Here is a 22,141-nt window from a genome sequence, read left to right on the forward strand (position 1 = left end):
ACGGAGGAAGGAGATCGACATGCCAACGTGGCTCATCCTCATCCTGGTGGGCGTGGCACTCGTGATTCTCGGGGTCGCCACCGAGATCGGCCAGTTCCTGATCTGGATCGGCGTGATCGTCCTCGTGGCCAGCCTCATCATCGGCCTCGTCGGACGCAGCCGCACGTAGGCGTCGGCGGCCGCGCCGCGAGCAGCAGGATCGCCGGGAACCGGCTCGCCCGGCCGCCCGGTCCGCTCGCTGCGCGGCCACCCGCCTGCCCCGCCGCTGTCCGCACCGCCACCCGCAGGACGCCCGCAGTGCGCCGGGTCAGGTAGACGAACCCGTCCGTACACCCGGCGTAGACTGCTCCGTCAGATCCCCGGAACAGAAGCGAGCAGGTGGTGGCATGAGCACGACGACGTCGGGCGAACCAGCACGGGGCGCGGTCGGCGCCGGCAGCCCTCGCTCCACCCGGGACCGCATCCTCGACGCGGCGACCGAGCTGTTCTACACGCAGGGCATCCGCGCGATCAGCGCCGACAAGATCATCGAGCGCGCCGGCATCACGAAGGTGACCTTCTACCGCCACTTCCGGACCAAGGACACCCTGGTGGTCGCGTATCTCGAGCGCCAGGCCGAGTGGGAGCGGGGCGCGCTCGGCGGGCTGCGCGAGTCCGCCGGCGACGACGCCGAGGCGCTCCGCCAGTTCGTCGCGGCGATCGGCGCCGAGAGCTGCAAGCCGGGTTTCCGCGGCTGCGCGTTCATCAACGCGGCGGCGGAGTACGCAGAACCGGACGGGCCGGTCCGCAAGACCGTCGCCGAGCACCGCGCCTGGTACCGGGCGACGTTCGCGGAGATGCTCGGCGAGATGGGCGTGACGAGCACCGCCGAAGCCGCCGACGAACTGATGATGCTGCGCGACGGCGCGATGGTGTCGGGGTACCTCGACGAGCCGTCCCGCGTCGGCGCCGCCCTGGAGCGCGCGGTCACGGCGATCGTCGATGCCGGCCGGACGGCCCGACCGGCCGGCTGACTCGACGTCGACCACCGGCGTCGACCATCGCCCGCCCGCGAGCACCCACCTGAGGGACTGCCGGAGCCCGTCGCCACGAAAGTGGCGGCGGGCTCCGGTGCTTCTGGCGCGGTCATGCCTCTCGGCCGGGTCCGGGCTTGTGTCGCCGCGACGCGCCCTCTACGGTAGACGTACTAGTTCGTCTACACGCGAACGGCGCCCTGCGCCGTTGCCCACGAAGGAGCTGCACCATGGCCGACAGCATCTACACCGCCATCGCGACGTCCACCGGTGACGGCCGTGCCGGAGGCCGCGCCGCCACCGACGACGGCGCGCTGGACCTCACCCTGGCCATCCCGACCGCCATGGGCGGGCCCGGCGGCGGCACCAACCCCGAGCAGCTCTTCGCGGCCGGCTGGGCAGCCTGCTTCCACAGCGCGCTCAAGGGCGTCGCAGCCTCCCAGAAGGTCACGTTCACCGACTCGGCGGTGGTCGCCGAGGTCGGCATCCACGCGGAAGAGGGCGGCGCGTACGGTCTGAGCGCCGCACTGCACGTCGAGCTCGCCGGCGTGGACCAGGCCACCGCCGACCAGCTCGTCGAGGCCGCCCACAAGGTCTGCCCCTACTCGAATGCCACCCGAGGCAACATCCCGGTGACGATCGACGCGACGGTCGCCTGAACCGCAGGTTCGGGCGAGACACGTAGAGCCTGACCCTCCCCGTCGAGTGCTGGGTATGTGCGGCCGACCCGGCTCCGGAGGCGCACCTGCCCAGCGCTCGACGGGTGGGCCGGCGTCTGCTACCTGCCCGCACCCGTTCGCTCGCGGTGCCTCCGGACCGCCGCCCGGTTGGCGCACCGCACGGAGCAGTAGCGCTGACGCCCGTTGCGGGTGACGTCGACGACGACGGCCGTGCACGGTTCGGCCGCGCACCGTCCCAGCCGGTGCATCCCGCGCGTGACCAGGTGGAGCGAGGTGCCCACGCTGATCACGGCGCGCAGGACCGAGGACAACACCTGACCCTCGTCCCGGTAGTGCAGGTGCCACCCCTCGCCGTCGTGATCGGTGAGTCGTGGGTATGCCGCGGCAGTGGCCATCTGTACGTTCAGCAGCGCGGCACGCTGCTCCGGCTCCACCGTGTCCACGACGCGCAGCCAGTCGTCGATGACGAGGCGCAGACGACCGTGGTCCTCCGGATCTTCGTCGAAGTCCATCGTCATGCCGAACTCGCGGGTGCGCGCCTCGATACCCGCACGGTCGGCGGGCCACTCGTTGGCGAGCGACGCGGCAAGCAGGACCGCGTACTCACCGTAAGGGTTGAGGTGCATAAGGCCATTACACCATCGTGTGGTGCATGGCTCCCCTGCACACCCTTCCCGCAGCACCGATCAGCACGCACGAGGCGCACGAGCACGCGTGGACGACGGAATCACGCCACCCGACGTCGGCGGGGTACGTGCTCTACGTGCGGTGCACGGCGTGCGGCACCCGCCGCGTGGATCTCCAGGGCAGCCGGACCATGCCGCCGGCAGCGCTGAGCAGGGCGGTCGGCGACCGCCCTGTCCGCTGATACTTCGCATGATCATCTTGACCACCGGCCGCCGCCGGGCACAGATTCGGTCCCGATGGGTCCGGCGCGACACTTTCGCACCGCCGCGCACCGGAGCGCGGGGGCGGCTGCCCGGGCCGGACTGGAGTCACTGTGGAATCAGACCGAGAGCCCAAGCTGGACCGGCGGAGCCTCCTCGTGGGCGCCGCGGTCCTCGGTTCGGCCGCCGCCCTCGGCGTCGCAGCTCCGGCTGCCGCCGCTGTGCCCGGCTTCCCTGCCTTCACCCGCCTCGGTGCGGCCCTCGACAAGTCGGCGCTCGCGTACAACCCGACGGGTGAGCTCATCTTTCCCTCGGTCCGGCGCGTCGCCGGCCGGGTGCAGAACCCATTGGGCGCCTGGTACATGTACTACGCGCCGCACGACGCCCCCGGCGGCATCTGCCTCGCCTACGCCGACTCCCTCGCGGGACCGTGGCGGGAGTACTCGGGCAACCCGGTCATCTCCCGCACCTGGTCGCCGCACTACTCGGTCAGCCACGTGTCGAGCCCGCACGCGGTGTGGAACGCGGCGGACGGCCGGATGTACCTCTACTTCCACGGGGAGAACACCACGACCCGGGTGGCGACGTCGGCCGACGGGCGGAGCTTCGCCTACGGCGGCACGGTGCTGCACACCGGGATGCTGCCCTCGAACGTCACCGAGACGTCCTACGCGCGGGTGTTCCCCCACCCGACCAAAGCAGACACCCAGATCATGCTGTTCATGGGCGCCCAGTCCGGGACCCGCAAGATCTTCATCGGCTGGTCGAACCAGCTGGCCTCGGGCTGGCAGTTCAAGCACGCCCCGCTGATCTCGCCGGCCTCGGGCGAGGGTGGCCAGCTCTCTGGCGCCCACTACTGGTCGCGGAACGGCGGCGGGCACGTGGTCTACCACAGCGGCGCGGGCACCATCCACGTGGCCGACGTCGGCACGGGCTTCGACCGCGAGAACCACCTCGGGGTCCTGTACACCGAGCCGGTCGCCACCCGGGCGGCGGCGCCGAGCTTCGCCGAGGAGGACGGCCGCCTCTACATGCACTACGAGGCCGGACAGCGAGGGAACACCAACATCGCGATCGCGCGGGCCGGCTGACCAGCGGCGGCGGCCGACGTCACGGGCCGGTCGGCTCCGGCGCGGCCGTCGCAGAGGCCGACGGGTCCGGCGTCGGCTCGGCACTCGGACCGGGCGAGGGCTCGGCACTCGGCTCCGACGTCGGGCGGGCGGTCGGGGGCGGCGCGGTGGCCGTCGGCGTCGTCGTGCCACCGCCGGTCGAGCCGGTGCCCCCCGTGGCGCCGCCCTCGGAACCGCCGCCGGAGGCCTCGCCACCGCCGGTCCCGGCGTCGCCCCCGCCCGTTCCGCCCTGGTCGCGCGACGGGCCGGTCGCCGCCGTGCCGTCGGACCCGTGCCCGGCAGGCGACCACGGTGTCGCGGGACCCGGCGCGGCGTGCCGGGCGTCCGCGACGTCGGCCGCCGCCTCGAGGATGGCCGACCGGCGCGCATCGAGGGTCTCGACGTAGTGAGCGGTGCGCGATTCAGGGCTCTCTTCGACCGGTGGCCGCAGCTCCAGAGCCGCCTTGCCCGCATCGAGCGCCTGGCGCAGGCCGCGCAGGACCGCGGAGGACGTCGCACCCCGAGCGGCAGCTCCGGCGTGCGTCGCCTCGCCGTCCTCGACCGCGTCGGCGAGGCGGGTTCGCGCCTCCCCCACCCGGTCCTCCGCCCCGGTGGCGCCGTCCGACGGCCGGTCGCCGATCGCGATGGCCGGCAGGTCCAGGACGCCCACGACCGGCGTGGCGTCACCGACGTCGTTCGGGCGGTCCCCGCGCAGCGCCAGGGCTCCGCCGATACCCAGCGCGACCACCGCGAGCGTCACGCCCCCGGCCACCACGGCCCGCACCCGCGACCGCGCCTGGTCAGGGACGGGGCCGGCCTCGGCACCGTTCGCCGGCGGCGACCCGGGGTCGCCGTCCGCTGCCGGTCCGTCCGTCGGCACCGGGTCGCCCTCCGGCGTCACTGCCCACGCCTGCGCCGACCCCGGTATCGGCGTGCCGACCCGGGCCGGCTCGATGTGCTCAAGGTGGCGGGTCGGCCTCGGATTCTCGATCACGGGGGAACGATAGCGCCTATGGGTGAAATGTCGGTTACATACAGTCCGGCGAACGACCGGCGGACCGCACCGTGGGCTCTCTCAGTGAGCCGGTGCGCGCTGTGCCGCACGGGACCGAGCCCTGCGGCCGCCGACGCTCGGCGCCCCGTTGGCGCCTCCCGCGTCCCAGGCGCGCGAGACGCCGAGACGCCGCAGGTGGTCGCCGGTCACCGTGACGCCGTCAGGTCCGATCCAGTGCTCGAGACCGAAGCGGTCATCGGTCGCCGCGTCCCAGCGGCGCATGAAGGGCGTGCCGTTGTCGGCGATCACGACCGACCCGTAGGTGGTGGGCAGCACCGTGGCCGGAAGATGGATGAGGGTATAGATCTCCGCGAGGTCCGCCGGGCCCACCGACGACACGCTGTACCAGTTGCCGTCCGCGTCCCGCTGGACCGCATACCCGCTGGCGTCCAGGACGACGCTCAGGCGGGGCAGGTCGGCATCGAGTAGCTCCTGGCTGGTCTGGTAGACGGTGCCGACCTGGGCTCCCTGGGTCATCGCGCGATCTCCTTGCCGTCGAAGGTGGTATTCGCCTATCAAAGCGGATTCGTCGTGATTCGGGGGTTCTGGCGGTGATGGCCGGTCAGGAACTTCAGCAGGGCGCGCTCGTCGGCGTCCATCCAGCGGGACGTGCGGACGGCGTTGGCGCCGGACCGCTCGATCAGGCGGTCGAGCTCCTCGCGGTCGTCGGCGAGGATCGCGGGGTGGATGTAGCTCTTGCGGCAGACCGCAGGAGTGTTGTGGAGGTGGGCGGCGGCGATCCGGACCGCCTCGGCGCGCTGCTCGTCGTGCTCGCGCCCGTTCGCAGGCTCGAGGCGCCGCAGATGGCCGAACGCGACCGCGCTGGCACCCCACGTCCGGAACGTCTTGGCCGTGTAGTCGGCGGCGGTCACGAGCCCGAGGTACTCGTTGACGTCGCGTGACCCGATGCTCCGGACCTCGTCACCGTCCACGTACTGCAGCAGCTGCTGGCCGGGCAGCTCACGGCAGCGGCGGACGATGTTCGCGACCCGTCGGTCATGGACCACGACGTCGTGGGGCGTACCCGACTTGCCGGGAAAGCGGAACCGCACCTCGGCCCCGTCGACCGTCGCGTGCCGGTTGCGCAGCGTCGTCAGCCCGAACGACTCACCGGACCGCACGTACTCGTCGTTGCCGACCCGGACGAGCGTCGCGTCGAGCAGCCAGACGACCGTCGCGACCACGCGATCCAGGCTGAGACGTGGCGCGCGCCGGTCGGCGTCGACCCGCCTGCGCAGAGCGACCAGCCCCGCACCGAAGCCGACCAGCTCGTGGAACTTGGCGGCGTCGCGGTACTCGCGCCACTGGCGGTGGTACAGGTACTGCTTCCGGTTCTTGGCGTCCCGCCCCGTCGCCTGGACATGACCGGCGGGATCCACGCAGATCCAGACGTCGGTCCACGCGGGCGGGACGGCGAGCGCGCGGACCCGCGCGAGCGTCTCCGGGTCGGTGATCCTGACACCCCGATGGTCCACGTACGTGAACCCCCTGCCGCGCCGGTGGCGGTGGATGCCGCGGTCGGCGTCGCAGCTGTAGGTGAGCTGGTCCCCGACGCTCATCGCCGCTCCCTCCGCACGCCCTGCCCCCACCGGCAGGTCTTGCCTCCAGCCACTATGGCCCGGCGGCCCGTGGCAGGCATCCGGCGTCGCCTCGACCGGTGACCGAGCCAGGTCGGGTCACCGGATTTTGTTTCTGAGAATGATTATCAGTACTGTTCCGTCCGTGCTGCTGAATCCGCCCGCGCGGGCGCCCCGACCTCAGAGCGACGTGGCCGGACCGGTCCCGCCAGGCCGCGTGCGTCGGCGGCTGGTCCGGCGCACGTGGCTGCTCTGCCTCGGGCTGGTCGTGGCCGCGTGCCTGCTGGTGGTGGTCTCTGGTGCCGTCGGGTCCGTTGCGGTGAGCCCGGTGCAGGCGGCGCAGATCGTGCTCGGGCACCTGCTGCCTGGCATGCCATGGATGTCCGACGGGTCGCTGACGCCGCTGCAGGACCAGGCGGTCTGGCAGTTCCGCCTGCCCAGGACCCTGCTGGCAGGCCTTGCCGGTGCCGGGCTCGCCCTGGCGGGCGCGCTGATGCAGGTCACCGTCCGCAACCCCCTGGCAGAGCCCTACATCCTCGGCGTCTCCTCCGGAGCGAGCGTCGGCGCGGTGCTGGTGATCGTGCTCGGCTCGGCCGCGCTGGGCGGGCTCTCCCTGAACCTCGCGGCCTTCGCCGGTGCGCTGGGCGCCTGTGCGTGCGTGGCGACCCTGGCGCGCAAGAACGGCACCCTGTCCCCGACGCGGATGATCCTGGCGGGCGTGGCGCTCGGCACGCTGTTCAGCGCCGTCACGAGCTACCTGACCATCTCCACCAGTGCGCAGAACGTCGTGAGCGTGCTGTTCTTCCTGCTGGGCAGCGTGTCGGCGGCGACCATGTCCAGCCTGATCGGCCCCGCCGTCGCGCTCGCCGTGGCCGGAGTGGTCTCAGCGCTGCTCGCGCGGTCGCTCAACGCGCTCATGACCGGGGACGAGTCGGCGGTCTCCCTGGGGGTGGACGCCGCACGCCTGCGCGGGCTGCTGCTCGTGGTCGCGTCGCTGCTGACGGGCACGGTGGTGTCGGTAGCAGGAGGGATCGGGTTCGTCGGGCTCGTCGTCCCGCACGTCGCCCGCATCGCGGTCGGCGCGGACCACCGGCGGATGCTGCCGGTCACGGTGCTGGGCGGCGCGGTGTTCCTGACCGCCGCCGACCTCCTGGCGCGTACCGTGACGGCGCCGACCGAGATCCCGCTGGGCATCCTCACCGCGTTCGTCGGCGCACCGTTCTTCCTGTGGCTGATGCGCCGCGGGGACGCCGAGCGGGCGGGGTTCGGCCGATGAGGGTGGAGTTCGACGACGTCACCGTGCGCCTCGGGGGCCGCGACGTCGTACAGCAGGCGTCGCTGCGGGTCGAGCCGGGATCCGTGGTCGGCCTGGTCGGGCCGAACGGCAGCGGCAAGTCCTCGCTGCTGCGGACGCTCTACCGGGCCGTGCGCCCCCGGGAGGGAACCGTGCGGATCGACGGGCGGGACGTCCAGCACCTGACGGGCCGCCGGGCGGCCCGCGCGGTCGCGGTGATGCTGCAGGACCCGCCCACCGACTTCGACCTCAGCGTCGAGGAGACGGTGCTGCTCGGCCGCGTCCCGCACCACGCGGCCTTCGGTCGGGACACCTCGGAAGATCTCGACGTCGTCGCCGACGCGATGCGCCGCGCCGGGATCACCGACCTGGCCGACCGCATGGTCGCCACCCTGTCCGGCGGTCAGCGGCAGCGCGTCATGCTCGCGCGCGCCCTCGCCCAGCAGAGTCCGGTGCTCGTGCTGGACGAACCGAGCAACCATCTGGACATCAGCCACCAGCACGAGCTGATGACGACCGTTCGCAGCCTCGGGCGCACGGTGCTGGCGGCCTTGCACGACCTGAACCTGGCGGCCCAGTACTGCGACCGGGTGGTCGTGCTGGACGCCGGCCGCATCGTCGCCGCAGGGCCGCCCGCCCTCGTGCTGACCCCTGACCTGATCCGCACCACCTTCGGCGTCGATGTCCGCGTGCACGGGGACGCCGACGAACCGGTCTTCGCGTTCCGCCGGCTCACCACCGGCGACGACGCCGTCCCGACCCACGACGAACCCCTACCGGAAAGCAGCCTCCCCAGATGACTCGCATGTCGCATGCTCGTACCCGCTCCGCCGGAGCCGCCGTGCTCGCCGCCGGTGCCCTGCTCCTCTCCGGCTGCGGGTCAGCGGTCTCGACGGACCCGGCACGGACCGGCACGGACGAAGCGGTGACCGTGGAGAACTGCGGCCGCGAGGTGACCATCGACGACGCCCCCGAGGCCGCGGTCGGCATGCACCCGGCGCAGACCGAGCTGCTGCTGCGCCTGGGGCTGGCCGACCGCCTCGCCGCGCAGGCGCAGGCCACCGCGCAGGCGCTGCCCGACGACGTCGCCCCGCTCGCCGAGGACGTCCCGGTCCTCGGCGACGCCATGCCTCCGAGCCGCGAGGACCTCCTCGCCGTCGAGCCCGACTTCGTGTACTCGCCGACCACCTACGAGTTCACGGCCGAGCAGGGGTTCGCAGGCATCGACCAGCTCGAGCAGGCCGGGGCGGCCGTCTACGTCGCGACCGGTGGTTGCGCGGAGCGACGCATGACCGGCCAGGTCACCGACCTGTTCGACGACCTGGAGAATGTCGGCGAGATCTTCGGCGTCCGCGAGGAGGCCGCCGGTCTCGTCGCGGACAGCGAGGCAGCGCTGGACGAGGTCGCCACCGCGGTCGCCGACGTCGAGCAGCTGCGGGTGGCGCAGGTGTACGTCGAGGGAACCACGCTGCAGGCCATCGGTGCCGGCATCGAGCACGACATCCTGCGCCTCGCCGGAGCCGACAACGTCTACGGCCCGGACGACCCGGCGTTCGCGGAGTTCTTCGCCGCGACGATCACGCCGGAGTCGCTCGCCGCCGAACAGCCCGACGCGCTCGTGTTCTCGGTCTACGACGAGGAGCACGAGGCCGCGACCCGCGAGTACCTGACGACCACGTTCCCCGACATGCCTGCCGTGCGCGAGAACCGGCTGATCGCCGTCTCGAGCGCCGACGTGTTCCCTGGGACTCTCGGCAACATCTCGATCGTGCGGGAGATCGCGGAGCAGCTCTACCCCGGCGCGTTCTGACCAGTGGTCCACCGCCGCCTGCTCCAGCTCGCCGGGGCCGTCCCTGGCGCGATCCTCGCCCTGGCCGGCCTCGGGGTCGCACTCTCCGCGCTGCACGTGGCGTTCGCGATCGCCACGGGCTCGGTCATCGCGGTGCTCGTCCGGGGCGAGGGAGACCCGCTGCCCGCCGTGGCGGCGCTCGTCGCGATCGCCCTGCTCCGGGGCGTGCTGACCGGGGCGCGTGAACCCGTCGCCGCACATCTCGGCGCCGTCGTGCGGGTGAGGCTCCGCCGACGTCTCCTGGCCCGGCTCGCGGCCGTACCGATTGCCGAGCGCGACTCCGGCCAGGCCACTGCGACGGTCGTCGACGGGGTGGACGGCCTGGACGCCTACTACACGCGCTACCTGCCGCAGCTGCTCGTCGTGCTGGTCGTCCCCGCCGTCGTCGTCACGCTCGTGATGGCGCGCTCGACCGGAGCCGGCGTCGTGCTCGCGATCGCCGGCACGGTCGCGATACTCGCGCCACGGGCGTGGGACGTCCGGCTCCTGCGCACCGGGCGGCGCCGGTGGGACCGGTTCACGCGGCTGTCCTCCGACTACGTCGAGGCGCTGCAGCAGATCCCGCTGCTGCGCGCCTTCGGCGCGACCGAGCGGATCTCCGCACGGCTCGCCGACGACGCCGACCAGCTGCGCGGGTCCACCATGGCTCAGCTGCGTCTCTCGCTCGTCGAGACCTTCGTGAGCGCCGCCGCCATGCACCTGGGCACCGTCCTCGCGGTGATCGCCGCCCTGTCGGCGGTGCTGTCCGGTGACCTGCGCGCCGCGTCCGCCGTGACCGTGCTCCTGCTGGCCCGCGAGTGCTTCCGTCCCGTGCAGGACCTGGGCACCAGCTGGCACGCCGGGTACCTCGGCCTGACCGCCGTCGACGGCCTCGACCAGCTCCTCTCCCGGACCCCGGCCGTCGCGGAGGACGGCACCCGTTCGGCCCCCGCCCGGGCCGGGTCCGTCGACGTGGACGACGTCACCTACCACTACCCCGGGACGGGACGGGGGGTCAGCCGCCTGAGCCTTCGGGTGGGCCCCGGCGAGACCCTCGCCGTCGTCGGGCCCTCGGGCTCGGGCAAGAGCACCCTCGCGCGCCTGCTGGAACGCGAGGTCGACCCGGGCACAGGGCAGCTCCGCATCGACGACGTCGACCTGCGCGACTACACCCGGCGCGCACGCAGCCGGAGCGTCGTTGTCGTGCCGCAGGACCCGACCCTGTTCGCCTGGACGGTGCGCGACAACCTGCGCCTCTACCGGCCGGAGGCATCCGACGCCGAGGTCGAGCGCGCCTGCGCGGTCGCCGACGTCCACGACGTGGTCCGCGCGCTGCCCGACGGGTACGACACGGTGCTGGCCGAGAACGGCGAGCAGCTCTCGGGCGGGCAACGACAGCGGCTCGCCATCGCAAGGGCGCTGCTGTCGCAGGCACCCGTGCTCGTGCTCGACGAGGTCACCTCGGCGCTGGACGCCGACACCGAACGGCGCGTCATGGACGCCCTCGCCACGGTCTCGCCCGCACGAACGACGGTCATCATCGCTCACCGGGAGAGTGCCTGCACGCACGCCGACCGATGGGTCGCCCTGCAGGACGGCCGCACGGTGGCGCACGGCGACGGACCGCCGGCGCTACCGGCGCTCGCCGCGCGAGGTGCCAGGTGAGGGCGGTGCTGCGGCTGCTGCCCGTCATCGCGACCCGCCGCGGCCTGTTCGTCGAGACCGTGCTGTGGAGCGTCATCAGCCAGACCGTCATGCTCACGATCGCGCTCGGTCTCGCCCTTGCCGTCGGACGCGTCATGGCGGGCGAGCCCCTGTCCCTCCGGCTCCCCGCACTCACGCTGTGTGCCCTCGGCATCGTGGCGGCCGCTGCCGCGTGGCGCGAGTCGTGGGTGTCGCACGACCTGGCGTACCGGCTCATCGGGATGCTCCGTTGCCGGGTCTTCGACACCCTGCGCCACGCCCTCCCTGCCCGCACCCGCCACCGGCGCACCGGCGACCTCGTGACGACGATCGTCGCCGACATCGAGACGCTCGAGTGGCTCTACGCGCACACCGCCGCGCAGACCCTGAGCGCGCTGCTCATCCTGTCCGCCAGCACCGCCGTCTCCGTCTCGCTCAGCCCGCTGCTGCTCCTCGTGTGGGTTCCCCTGCTCATCGTCGGCGTCGTCGTGCCGCTGGGCACCGCCCGACTGGCACGCCGCGACGGCGCGGTGCTCGCCGCAGGCTCCGCGACGCTGCGGTCCGACCTGCTCGACACCGTCCGCGGGCTGCGCGAGCTCGCCGGGGCCGACGCCCTCGACGCCCAGCTCGACCGGATCACCGACGACACCCGCGCTCTCGCCCGCACCCAGGTCAGGGAGGCCGCTCGCCTCGGCCTCGAGCGCTGCGTCGCCGACATCACCCTGGCCGCCGCCGCGCTCGGCGCCCTCTGCGTCGTGCTGCTCGACCGTGCCGCGATCGCCCCCGCCGACATCCCGCTCGCCGTCACGGTGGCCGTCGCAGGGCTCGGTCCGGCGGCACAGATCGCCGACCTGCTGCGCAACGCAGGCACCCTGCGCGCGTCCGCCGAACGCATCACGGAGGTGCTCGCCACCCCGCCCGCGGTCGACGGGACCCCTGCCGGGCGCTCCGTGCACGCGGGCGCCGACGAAGCGGGCCTCGTCCTCGACCAGGTCACGTTCGCCTACGACGGGCGCCGTCCCGTGCTCGACGGACTCAGCCTGCACGTCCGGCCCGGCCAGATCGTCGCCCTCACCGGTCCCTCCGGCGCGGGCAAGACCACCGCCGCACGGCTGGCGCTCCGCACCTGGGACCCTGACGCCGGAAGCGTGCGCATCGACGGGACCGACCTCCGGAACCTGCCCGACGCCGAGCTCCGCGGCCTCGTCGCCGTGGTCCCCCAGTCGTCACCCCTGCTGCGCGGGACCATCCGCAGCAACATCACGCTCGGTGACCCGCACGCCACCGACGGCATGGTCGACGTCGCCGCGCGTGCGGCGGGGCTGCTCGACACCTCGAGCGGACTCCCGCTCGGCCTGGCGACCCCCGTCGGCGAGCACGGCGCCGGCCTGTCCGGTGGCCAGCGCGCCCGCGTCGCCATCGCCCGCGCGCTGCTCCGCGACCCCCGCGTCCTCGTCCTCGACGAGCCGACGGCGTCGCTCGACACCGAGGCGGACACCGCCATCATGGACTTCCTCACGCGCCCCTCCGACCGTGCCACCCTCCTCGTCGCGCACCGGTCCGCGACCATCGCCGCCGCCCATGCCGAGGTCGGCCTCCGCCCCGCGCACGAGCGGTGAGCCGCCGCGCTCGCTCACGGTGCGGAGCGAGTGCGGGCGCCGGGTGTCAGGCTGGTGTGATGCCGAACCGCCTGGGGACCGCGACCAGCCCGTACCTCCTCCAGCACGCGGGCAATCCCGTCGACTGGTGGGAGTGGGGCGACGAGGCGTTCGCGGAGGCCCGGCGTCGCGACGTCCCGGTCCTCCTGTCCGTCGGGTACGCCGCGTGCCACTGGTGCCACGTCATGGCGCACGAGTCGTTCGAGGACGCCGGCGTGGCCGCGGCCGTCAACGCTCGCTTCGTCGCGGTGAAGGTCGACCGGGAGGAGCGGCCCGACGTCGACGCCGTCTACATGAGCGCGACGACCGCGCTGACCGGGCAGGGCGGCTGGCCCATGACCTGCTTCCTGACCCCGGACGGCCAGCCCTTCTACTGCGGCACCTACTATCCCCGCGAGCAGTTCCTCGCGCTGCTCGACGCGATCACCGAGGCCTGGACGCAGCGCAGGGACGCCGTCGCGCAGCAGGGCGCTGCGATCACCGACGCCGTCGCGCGCACGTCCGCACGGCTCACGCCCGACGCGCTCGACGACGCAGCGCTCGGCCAGGCCGCGCGGCTCGTCGCCCACGCCGCCGACCCGGTGCGGGGCGGGTTCGGCGGCGCGCCCAAGTTCCCACCGTCCATGACGCTCGAGCACCTCCTGCGCCACCACGCCCGCACCGGTGATCCCGAGTCGCTGCGCATCGTCGGGCGCACGTGCGAGGCCATGGCCCGCGGCGGCATCTACGACCAGCTGGCAGGCGGGTTCTCCCGATACGCGGTGGACGACGCCTGGGTCGTGCCGCACTTCGAGAAGATGCTGTACGACAACGCCCAGCTCCTGCGCGTCTACCTGCACCTGTACCGCGCGACCGGCTCGGCGCTCGCCGGGCGCGTCGCCCGCGAGACCGCCGGCTTCCTCCTGGCGGACCTGCGCACGCCCGAGGGCGGGTTCGCCTCGGCGCTCGACGCCGACACCGACGGCGTCGAGGGCCTCACCTACGTCTGGACTCCAGAGCAGCTCGCGGACGTCCTCGGCCCGGCGGACGGCGCGAGGGCCGCGCAGGTCCTGTCCGTCACGGCCCAGGGCACGTTCGAGCAGCGCGCCTCGACGCTCCAGCTCCCCGAGGACCCCGACCCGGCCTGGTGGAGCGGGGTGCGGGCGCGGCTGGCCGAGGCGCGGGCCGCGCGGCCCCAGCCCGCGCGCGACGACAAGGTCGTCACCGCATGGAACGGCCTGGCGATCGCCGCCCTCGCCGAGGCCGGGGTGCTGCTCGGCGTCCCTGACCACGTCGGGGCGGCCAGGGAGTGCGCAGAGCTCGTCCTGCGCCTCCACCTCGTCGACGGGCGCCTGCGCCGGGCGTCGCGCGGCGGCGTGGTCGGCGCAGCACTCGGGGTCGCCGCCGACCACGGCGACCTCGCCGAGGGGCTGCTCGCCCTGCACCAGGCGACCGGCGAGGCGTGGTGGCTCCAGGCCGCCGGCGACCTGCTGGACACCGCGCTCGCCCGGTTCGGCGACGGGGCCGGCGGCTTCTTCGACGCGGCCGACGACGCCGAGCGTCTCGTGAGCCGGCCGAAGGACCCCACGGACGGACCGGAGCCCTCGGGGCAGTCCGCCCTTGCCGGCGCGCTGTGCACCTACGCGGCCCTGACCGGCTCGGCCCGGCACCGAGCGGCCGCCGAGGCCGCCGTGGCCGCAGCAGGCGCCCTGGCCCGGCAGGCACCACGGTTCGCTGGCTGGACGCTCGCCACCGCGGAGGCGCTCGCCACCGGCCCCCTGCAGGTCGCCGTCGTCGGGCACGACGACGAGGCGCGGGCCGCGCTGGAGCACGTGGCCCGGCGCGCGGTGTCGCCAGGGCTGGTGGTCGCCGTCGGCGGACCCGACGCACCGGGCGTTCCCCTGCTCGCCGACCGTCCGCTGGTCGACGGCCGGGCGGCCGCGTACGTGTGCAGGGGGTTCGTGTGCGACCGGCCGGTGACCTCGACCGAGGACCTGCGGGAGGCGCTGCGCGGTTGACCGGCGGTCAGTGCCGAACGCGTGCGCGGGACCGGGCGACGCTGGCGAGCGTGGCCCGCACGGGTGTCCCGAGGTAGATGCCCAGCGACGCGCCGGCCGCCAGCCCGACGCCGACCGACGCGGCGAGGACCAGGGAGGCCGCACCGCCGCCGGCCGATGCCGGGTCGGCGTGCACCATGCCGAGCAGCCCGTAGAACACGGCGCCGCCGGGCACGAGCGGCACGATCGCCGCCGTCGTCACCGCGACCGACGGCACGTGCAGCTTGTGCGCGATCAGCACGCCGACGAAGCTGGCCAGCAACGCCGCGACGCCGCTCGCGGCCGCCTCGTGCAGCTGTGACGTCAGCGCAACGATGTGGCCGACGGCGGCGACGGCGCCCAGCACGGCGCTGACGGCGAGGATGCGCGCGCCGGCACCGTTGAACAGCGCGACGGCGACCGCGACGATGACCGCTCCGGCGAGCTGGTTCGGCAGCGGGCCGAGCGGTGGCGGGCCGTCCGGCAGGGTCATCCGGAACCCGAGCACGCTGCCGAGCTCCAGCCCGGCCAGGATTCCCACCACCAGGCCGAGGGTCTGCAGCGTGACGTCGAGGATGCGTCCGGCGGCCGTGAGCGCGAACCCGTCGATCGCGTCCTGCGCGGCGCCCACCACGGTGAGGCCGGAGAGCATGAGGACGATCCCTGACGCCACGATGATGGAGGGCGCGACGCCGGCGAACGGCACGACGTCGGCGGCCGCGAGCGCCGAGACAGCCACCGCGACCACCGTGGTGACGAACGCTCCGGCGATCTGGCTGAAGAACGACGGCACCCGCAGCCGTGCGAGCCCGGACTGGGTCGCCGCGGCACCCAGCGCCGCGACGAAGGTGAGCACCACGATCACCGCCGATCCCCCGGCAAGGATGCTCGCACCGACCGCCAGGAGGGCCCGCGCGACCACGACGACCGGCTGCCGGTACCGGAACGGCACGCGACGGATCACCCGGAACGCCGTACGCGCCTCGTCGAGATCCAGCCCCTCGTCGATGTCGACCAGCAGCGCCTGGAGACGCTGCAGCTTCGTGTGGTCGGGGGCCGACACGCGCACGACCCGGAGCAGCGTGTGCGGCCAGCCCTCGCCGCCACGGTGGTACGACAGGGTGATCGACGTGTAGGTGACGTCCACGTGCACGTTCCGGAGCCCGTACGCGTGGGCGACGCGCGTGATCGCCAGGGTCACCTCGTGGGCGGACGCGCCGACCGCGAACATCGACTCGCCGATGCGCATGGCCAGGTCGAGGGCGCGGAGCACCATGGTGTCGTCGACGGCGGGCTGCACCTCGGTGTCCGGTCCCTGTGCCGGATCGGCGTGCAGGACCCTGCGCACCGACGAGTACAGGCTCCGACGAGGTGGCTGGGTCATGCCCTCCATTCTGCAGCCGCGGGCGCTCCGGCATCCGTCGGGGAGGCTCGAAGCCTCCTCGCACCCCTCGGCCGGCTCTGCTACGCCTGGATCGCTCCTTCGAAGCGGTGGGTACCGAAGCCGACGGCGACGGGCGCCGCCGCGCCGGGAACCCACACCTCCGCGGCGACCCCGTAGGGCACCTCGACCGCGAGCAGCACGCGTCCGTCGTCGATCCGCCAGGAGCTCTCGATCCGGCCGTACGGCGAGTCGACGGTGGTTCGCGCGTGCGAGAGCCGACCCGTGACGAGCGGACGCACCTCGACCCGCCGCCAGCCGGGTGCCGTCGGCGCGAGGCCGCCGACGCACCGGTGCAGCCAGTCCGCCACCGCGCCGTACGCGTAGTGGTTGAACGACGTCATGTCGCCGGGGTTGACGCTGCCGTCGGGCAGCATCGAGTCCCAGCGCTCCCAGATGGTGGTGGCGCCCATCGTGACGGCGTACAGCCAGGAGGGCGATGCCTTCTGGAGCAGCATCCGGTACGCGACGTCCGGCCGGCCTGCCACGCACAGCGCGTCGAGGATCAGCGGCGTGCCGAGGAACCCGGTGGCGACCCGGTAGTCGGCGGCGACGACCAGCTCCGCCAGGCGGTCACCTGCGGCGTCGCGCGCTGCCGGGTCCGCGATGAGGTCCCAGCACAGGGCGAGGGCGTAGACCGTCTGGCAGTCGCTGAGCACCCGCCCGCCCGGCGTCACGTACTCGTGGTCGAACGCGTGGGCGATCTCGTCGGCGAGGGCGCCGTACCGGTCGGCGTCCTCGTCGTGGCCGAGCGCCCGCGCGGCGGCCGCGAGCAGGCCCGCCGAGCGCGCGAAGTACGCCGTCGCCACGACGTCGGGGTCTGCCGCCGCCTTCGCCGGCTCGTCGGGCGGCGCCGCCGGATCGAGCCAGTCACCGAACTGGAAACCGGTCCGCCACAGCCTGCTGTCACCGGCGAGGCCTGCGACCTTGTCGACCCAGGCGCGCATCGACGGGTACTGCCGTTCGAGCATGCCGTGGTCCGCGTACGCCAGGTGGAGCACCGACGGCACCACCGTGGCGGCGTCGCTCCATCCCGCTGCGGCCGGTTCCAGCTCCCTGAGCACGTCGGGGACGACGTAGGGCACTCCGCCGTCGGGCCGCTGCTCGGCCGAGAGGTCCTCGAGCCAGCCCGCCAGGAAACCGGACGTGTCGAAGAGCGTCGCGGCGGTCGGGGCGAACACCTGGATGTCCCCCGTCCAGCCGAGCCGCTCGTCGCGCTGCGGGCAGTCGGTCGGCAGGTCGAGAAAGTTGCCGCGCATGCTCCACACCACGTTCTCGTACAGCCGGTCGAGGTCCGGGTCCGACGACTCGAACCACGCGGTGCGGCGCAGGTCGGAGCCCAGCACCAGGGCCGTGACGTCGGCGGCCGCTATCTCGGGCGGGCCCGAGATCTCCGCGTAGCGGAAGCCGTTGAACGTGAACGTCGGGTGCAGCACCTCGACGTCCGCACCGCTCAGCACGTAGCTCGCCGTCGCCTTGGCGCTGCGCAGCGGGCGCATCGCGAGCTCACCCTCCTCGAGCACCTCCGCATGGCGCACCGTGACCTCGTCGCCCGCGCGCCCGCCGCGGACCACCAGCTCCACCCAGCCGACGAGATTCTGCCCGAAGTCGACGATCGTCGCGCCCGGCCCTGACGCCGACGTCGCCGCCACCGGCACCCGCTCCGTCACGCGCACCGCCGGGCCGCGGCGGGCGACCAGCCGCGCGAGGTCCCCGGGCACCACCTCGACGGGCTCGCCGCCCCCGCGGTCGGGAACGTTCGGCACCCGCAGGTCGCGGCGCTCGCCGTCGTAGAGGTCGTCGAAGAGGATGCCGCTCCGGCTCGCCCGCCACGACCCGTCCGTCACGATCCGTCGGCGTGTGCCGTCGGCGAACTCCAGCTCGAGCTGCGCGAGGAACGCGAGCCGCGACCCGTAGCTCGACCGGTTGCCCGGCCAGACCAGCTGGCCGCGGTACCAGCCGTTGCCGATCAGGGCGCTCAGGGTGTTCGGCCCCCTGCGCAGACCGGACAGCACGTCGTGGACCTGGTAGCGCAGGCGGTGCTCGTAGGCGGTCCAGCCGGGCGCGAGGACGTCGTCCCCGATCCGGCCGCCGTTGAGCGAGGCCTCGTAGACGCCGTGCGCCGACGCATACAGACGCGCACGCACCGGCAGCTCGTCGAGGTCGAAGTCGGTGAAGACCAGCGGCGCGCCGTCGTCGAGCCCGCCGAGGGACACGGCGCTGACGAAGGCCGCCGACCAGTCCTCCGGCCCCAGCAGCCCGACCTCGACGGGGACGGCGTCGCTCCACGGCGTCCATCGCTCGCCCGACCCGACCCGGACGCGCACCCAGCCGTGCCGGCGTGACGCGAGCGGTGCGAGCGGCCAGTCGACGAGGACGCTCTCGCCGCCCGGCACCGTGGCCACCGAGGTCGCGCCGGCCGCGTCCTGGAGCTCGACCTCGTACCGGTCCGACGACCAGCCCGGTGCGCGGACGTCGAGCACCCAGGAGAGCCGTGGCGTGGCGGTGCCGAGCACCGCGCCGGGCTCCGACTGCTCGAGACGGAGCCGGGTCACCAGTGCGGTCACTCGAGCCCGGTTCCGACGACGCCCTTGATGTACCACTTCTGCAGCGCGATGAAGACGATGAGCACCGGGATCATCGCCAGCACAGCGCCGGCCAGCCCGATCGCCGGTGAGAGCACCGAGTTCTCTCCTCCTGCGAGGGGTGCGAGCGCCACGTTGATCACGCGGTGCTCGGGGTTCGGGGCCACCACCTGCGGCCAGATGTACATGTTCCAGGCCGTCAGGAAGCTGATCGAGCAGAACGTGGCCAGGGCCGGCCGGGCGAGCGGCAGCGCGATCGAGACGAAGACGCGCAACCAGCCCGCGCCGTCGATCCGTGCCGCGTCGATGAGACCGGGCGGGAGCGTCGCGAAGAACTGGCGGAACAGCAGGATCGCGAACGCGCACTGCGCGGCCATCGGGATGATCAGACCCGCGAACGAGTTGAGCCACCCGAGCTGGAAGGTCACGACGAACAGCGGGATCAGCGTGAGGTTCGCCGGCACGAACATCGGCACGACGAGCGTCGCGAGGATCGCGGCGCTCCACCGGAACGGGATCTTCGCCAGGGCGAACGCGGCCGGGAGCGAGATGAGGAGCTGGAGCCCCACGACGCCGAGGCTGAAGACGAAGGAGTTGCCGATGACCTGAGGGGTGAGGTACTCCCACGCATCGACGAAGTTCTGCCACACGGGAGTCTCGGGCAGCAACGGCTGGGGGAACGCGCTGATCTCGCGTGCGGACTTGAGCGAGCCCGACGCCATGAACAGCAAGGGGAACGCCAGGACGAGCCCGCACACGACGACGAGCGCGTAGCGCAGGGAGTGGTACAGCCGCGTGGACATCAGCCGCGCTCCTTCCGGAAGCGGACGATCGCCCGCGAGAGCACCACGACGCCGATGATGAGGGCGAGCTGGAAGAGGGACAGTGCGCTCCCGTAGCCGATGTCGCGTTCCGTGAACGCGACCTTGTACGAGTACAGCGCGAGCGACTGGGTGGTGCCGAGCGGCCCGCCGTCGGTCATGATCAGCGCGACCTCGAACGAACCGCTGACGAAGCTCACCGCCTGCAGCACCGCGACCAGCACGGTGGTGCCCCACACGTTGGGCCACGTCATGCTCCAGAGCTGGCGCCACCGGCCAGCCCCGTCGAGCGACGCCGCCGCGTAGATGTCGTCGGGCACCCGCTGGAGCCCCGCGAGGTACAGGATGACGACGATCGGCAGCGCTCCCCAGATCATCATGAGCACGAGCGCAGGCAACGCCCAGGTCGGGTCGGCGAGCCAGTTCGGCCCGTCGACGCCGAACAGCGCCAGGAACTGGTTCACCAGGCCGCTGCGGCCGTTGTACAGGTTCACCCAGATGATGGCGGAGACGGCGGCGGAGGCGATCATCGGCGTGAAGTAGAGAACTCGCCAGGCGCCGATGCCCGGCATGTTGACGTTCACGACGACCGCGAGGACGAACCCGACGAGGATCGTCGGGACGACCCCCAGCAGCACGAACATGGCGGTCACGCCGAGCGCCTGCCACATCGCCGTATCGGTGAAGAGCCGGGCGACGTTGTCGAGCCCGACGAACTCGGGCGTGCCGAAGAGGTCCCACTCGAAGAAGGCGAGCACGAGGCCGCCGAGCGCCGGCACGATCACGAAGACCGTGAAGGCGAGCATGGCCGGCGAGATGAAGAGGGCGGCGACGAGCGTGTCACCGCGTCGGTCCTTCCGCCCGGGCGAACGCTCGGGGGGCTCGGCCGGGCGTGGCTCCTCCACCGGGCGCGACGGCGTCGCCGTCACTGGGGTTCCTGTCACAGGTTGTTCCTCCGAACCGAGGCCGGGTGCGGGAGCGCCTGCCCCCGCGCCCGGCCGGCGACCTACTCGGTCTCCTTGACGATGGCGGCGTTGACGGTCGCCTCGGCCTCCTGGAAGGCCTCCGCGACGTCCCGCCCCTCGAGCAGCACTTCCTGGGTCGCCTTCTTCGTGGCCTCTGCCATGACGCTGGCGCTCGCTCCCGGCATCTGCGTGAGCAGCACCGCGGTGCGGGCGGACTCACCGAAGATCTCGATGCTGGCGGGCGGCGGCTCGCCGTCCTTCCAGGTGCCGTTGCTGATGCCGTCCTCGGTCGGCGGGATGACGCCGCCCACCTCCTGCGCGACCTTCATCCCGGCGTCGGTGTCGTAGAACCACGCGAGGAACGCCCACGCGGCGTCCTGGTTCTCGCTCGTCTGGGCGATGGAGAGGCCGTAGGACCCGCCGCCGGCCGTCGAGCTGCCGTCGATCGTGGGCAACACCTGCACGTCCCAGTCGGCGTCGGTGAGCGCCAGCTGCGTCTGCGGGACGGATCCGCGCGAGGCGATCGCCATCGCGATGTTGCCGGACCCGAACTGCAGGGTCGGGTCGTCGCCCGTTGTCGTGTACTCCCCGGACGCGGTGCCGTACGGCTCGAGCAGCGTGGTCCAGGCCTCGACCGCCTCCGGCCGGCCGATACCGGACTTCCCCGTCTCGGCGTCGTACACGTACCCGCCGTAGGCCTGGATCACCGGGCCGTACACGATCTGCGCGGAGCCGTCGGCGAGCGGGGCGGCGAGGCCGGTGACCGCGCCGTCCGACGCGGTCTGGATCTCCTCGGCGACCCGATACATGTCCTCCCAGGTCCAGTCCGCCTCGGGGTACTCCGTGACGCCGGCCTGCTCGAACAGCGACTTGTTGTAGTAGAGCCCGACGGAGTCGGCGCTCACCGGCAGGCCGGTCACCTGCTCCGGGTCGGCGAGCGGGCGGTACTGCCCGACGAACTGGGGCAGGAAGTCGTCCATCGTCAGGTCGCCCAGCTTGCCCTTCTCGATGCCGGGCGCGAGGTCGAGCGTGACGTTGTTCTTCGCCAGCGTGTCGGCGAGGAAGTCGACGTTGAAGAACACGTCGGGCAGGTCCTCGCTCAGGCGAGCGGTCGCGAGCTGCTGCGCGTACTCGGCGCCGTCGTCGGTGGTGCTGCGCACCTCGACCGTGCGGTCGGGGAACTGCTTCATGTACGCGTCGGCGTACTCCTTGAACTGCGGCTCGAGGCTGGTGATGGTCGTGAGGACCAGCGTGCTGCCCTCGACCTCGTTGCTTGCGCCGGGCGTGTTCGAGCTGCCGCACGCGGCGAACAGCGGGATGGCTACGAGGGCGGCGGCGGCCGCCGTCGGCCTACGGACGCGATGGGGACGTGACGTCATTGTCGACAGATCCTCTCCTGTGAGGGCTGCAAGGGGCGCTTCATGGCATCAGCCCCGGGGACCGACGTCGATTGAAACCTTTCATGCGATCGTTCTCCAGGCACGCTCGAATGTCAAGAATAGGAGCGGAAACACGGTGCCAGATCGTTATG

Annotated in this window: 20 protein-coding genes; 11 read left to right on the forward strand and 9 right to left on the reverse strand. The window is 72.9% G+C overall.

Going from position 1 to position 22,141, the window contains the following annotated elements:
• The first annotated feature begins 19 nt into the window (after positions 1-19).
• The 3 genes from ACFS27_RS19895 to ACFS27_RS19905 all read left to right on the forward strand — a co-directional run bounded on the left by ACFS27_RS19895 (position 20) and on the right by ACFS27_RS19905 (position 1,672).
• Entirely contained in the window at positions 20-169 is a 150-nt protein-coding gene (locus ACFS27_RS19895; protein ID WP_377186363.1) for a hypothetical protein, read from the forward strand.
• Positions 170-386: 217 nt separating this feature from the next.
• A complete protein-coding gene (locus tag ACFS27_RS19900) occupies positions 387-1,013 on the forward strand; it encodes a TetR/AcrR family transcriptional regulator (RefSeq protein WP_377186366.1) in 627 nt (208 codons plus the stop codon).
• A 230-nt stretch (positions 1,014-1,243) separates the two neighbouring features.
• On the forward strand, positions 1,244-1,672 hold the full coding sequence (locus ACFS27_RS19905; protein WP_377186369.1) for an organic hydroperoxide resistance protein: 429 nt from the start codon (positions 1,244-1,246) through the stop codon (positions 1,670-1,672).
• Between the two features lie 119 nt (positions 1,673-1,791).
• Here the strand turns inward: ACFS27_RS19905 and ACFS27_RS19910 are convergent, their stop codons facing one another.
• A complete protein-coding gene (locus ACFS27_RS19910) occupies positions 1,792-2,319 on the reverse strand; it encodes a CGNR zinc finger domain-containing protein (protein ID WP_377186372.1) in 528 nt (175 codons plus the stop codon).
• Positions 2,320-2,345: 26 nt separating this feature from the next.
• Between ACFS27_RS19910 and ACFS27_RS19915 the strand changes: the two genes are divergently transcribed.
• Positions 2,346-2,561 carry a hypothetical protein gene (locus ACFS27_RS19915; protein WP_377186375.1) on the forward strand — a complete coding sequence of 72 codons (216 nt, stop codon included), beginning with the start codon at positions 2,346-2,348 and terminating at the stop codon, positions 2,559-2,561.
• 132 nt (positions 2,562-2,693) lie between these two features.
• Complete coding sequence (locus ACFS27_RS19920; protein WP_377186378.1) at positions 2,694-3,671, forward strand: hypothetical protein; 978 nt, start codon at positions 2,694-2,696, stop codon at positions 3,669-3,671.
• A gap of 19 nt (positions 3,672-3,690) precedes the next feature.
• Here the strand turns inward: ACFS27_RS19920 and ACFS27_RS19925 are convergent, their stop codons facing one another.
• The 3 genes from ACFS27_RS19925 to ACFS27_RS19935 all read right to left on the reverse strand — a co-directional run bounded on the left by ACFS27_RS19925 (position 3,691) and on the right by ACFS27_RS19935 (position 6,302).
• Positions 3,691-4,683 (reverse strand): hypothetical protein, encoded by a 993-nt coding sequence (locus tag ACFS27_RS19925; RefSeq protein WP_377186381.1) that lies wholly within the window; start codon positions 4,681-4,683, stop codon positions 3,691-3,693.
• Positions 4,684-4,764: 81 nt separating this feature from the next.
• Positions 4,765-5,220 (reverse strand): hypothetical protein, encoded by a 456-nt coding sequence (locus ACFS27_RS19930; RefSeq protein ID WP_377186384.1) that lies wholly within the window; start codon positions 5,218-5,220, stop codon positions 4,765-4,767.
• Positions 5,221-5,258: 38 nt separating this feature from the next.
• A complete protein-coding gene (locus tag ACFS27_RS19935; RefSeq protein WP_377186387.1) occupies positions 5,259-6,302 on the reverse strand; it encodes a DNA topoisomerase IB in 1,044 nt (347 codons plus the stop codon).
• A gap of 163 nt (positions 6,303-6,465) precedes the next feature.
• Here ACFS27_RS19935 and ACFS27_RS19940 point away from each other — a divergent pair, with 163 nt between their 5' ends.
• From ACFS27_RS19940 to ACFS27_RS19965, 6 genes are read left to right on the forward strand one after another with little or no spacing between them, the layout of a single operon-like run.
• The gene (locus ACFS27_RS19940; protein WP_377186390.1) at positions 6,466-7,596 is read left to right on the forward strand and encodes a FecCD family ABC transporter permease; all 1,131 of its coding nucleotides are present in this window, start codon (positions 6,466-6,468) and stop codon (positions 7,594-7,596) included.
• On the forward strand, positions 7,593-8,414 hold the full coding sequence (locus ACFS27_RS19945; RefSeq protein ID WP_377186393.1) for an ABC transporter ATP-binding protein: 822 nt from the start codon (positions 7,593-7,595) through the stop codon (positions 8,412-8,414). Before ACFS27_RS19940 ends, ACFS27_RS19945 begins: the two co-directional genes overlap by 4 nt.
• Positions 8,411-9,424, forward strand: a complete 1,014-nt coding sequence (locus tag ACFS27_RS19950) for an ABC transporter substrate-binding protein (protein WP_377186396.1) — start codon at positions 8,411-8,413, stop codon at positions 9,422-9,424. Before ACFS27_RS19945 ends, ACFS27_RS19950 begins: the two co-directional genes overlap by 4 nt.
• Before the next feature lie 3 nt (positions 9,425-9,427).
• Positions 9,428-11,107 (forward strand): ABC transporter ATP-binding protein/permease, encoded by a 1,680-nt coding sequence (locus tag ACFS27_RS19955; protein WP_377186399.1) that lies wholly within the window; start codon positions 9,428-9,430, stop codon positions 11,105-11,107.
• Positions 11,104-12,744: an ABC transporter ATP-binding protein gene (locus tag ACFS27_RS19960; protein ID WP_377186402.1), complete on the forward strand. Its 1,641-nt coding sequence runs from the start codon at positions 11,104-11,106 to the stop codon at positions 12,742-12,744. The genes ACFS27_RS19955 and ACFS27_RS19960 overlap by 4 nt, the downstream gene beginning before the upstream one ends.
• Positions 12,745-12,803: 59 nt before the next feature.
• Positions 12,804-14,780 (forward strand): thioredoxin domain-containing protein, encoded by a 1,977-nt coding sequence (locus ACFS27_RS19965; RefSeq protein WP_377186405.1) that lies wholly within the window; start codon positions 12,804-12,806, stop codon positions 14,778-14,780.
• 7 nt (positions 14,781-14,787) lie between these two features.
• On the opposite strand, the gene ACFS27_RS19970 is transcribed toward ACFS27_RS19965, so the two are convergent.
• From ACFS27_RS19970 to ACFS27_RS19990, 5 genes are all read right to left on the reverse strand, one after another.
• Positions 14,788-16,182 (reverse strand): threonine/serine exporter family protein, encoded by a 1,395-nt coding sequence (locus ACFS27_RS19970; protein ID WP_377186408.1) that lies wholly within the window; start codon positions 16,180-16,182, stop codon positions 14,788-14,790.
• 80 nt (positions 16,183-16,262) lie between these two features.
• On the reverse strand, positions 16,263-18,806 hold the full coding sequence (locus ACFS27_RS19975) for a family 78 glycoside hydrolase catalytic domain (RefSeq protein ID WP_377186411.1): 2,544 nt from the start codon (positions 18,804-18,806) through the stop codon (positions 16,263-16,265).
• On the reverse strand, positions 18,803-19,627 hold the full coding sequence (locus ACFS27_RS19980; RefSeq protein WP_377186414.1) for a carbohydrate ABC transporter permease: 825 nt from the start codon (positions 19,625-19,627) through the stop codon (positions 18,803-18,805). Before ACFS27_RS19980 ends, ACFS27_RS19975 begins: the two co-directional genes overlap by 4 nt.
• Positions 19,627-20,589 (reverse strand): carbohydrate ABC transporter permease, encoded by a 963-nt coding sequence (locus ACFS27_RS19985; RefSeq protein ID WP_377186417.1) that lies wholly within the window; start codon positions 20,587-20,589, stop codon positions 19,627-19,629. The genes ACFS27_RS19980 and ACFS27_RS19985 overlap by 1 nt, the downstream gene beginning before the upstream one ends.
• A 62-nt stretch (positions 20,590-20,651) precedes the next feature.
• A complete protein-coding gene (locus ACFS27_RS19990; RefSeq protein ID WP_377186420.1) occupies positions 20,652-21,989 on the reverse strand; it encodes an ABC transporter substrate-binding protein in 1,338 nt (445 codons plus the stop codon).
• Positions 21,990-22,141: the final 152 nt, after the last annotated feature.

Source organism: Promicromonospora vindobonensis (assembly GCF_042685865.1).
GTDB classification, from domain to species: Bacteria; Actinomycetota; Actinomycetes; order Actinomycetales; family Cellulomonadaceae; genus Promicromonospora; species Promicromonospora vindobonensis.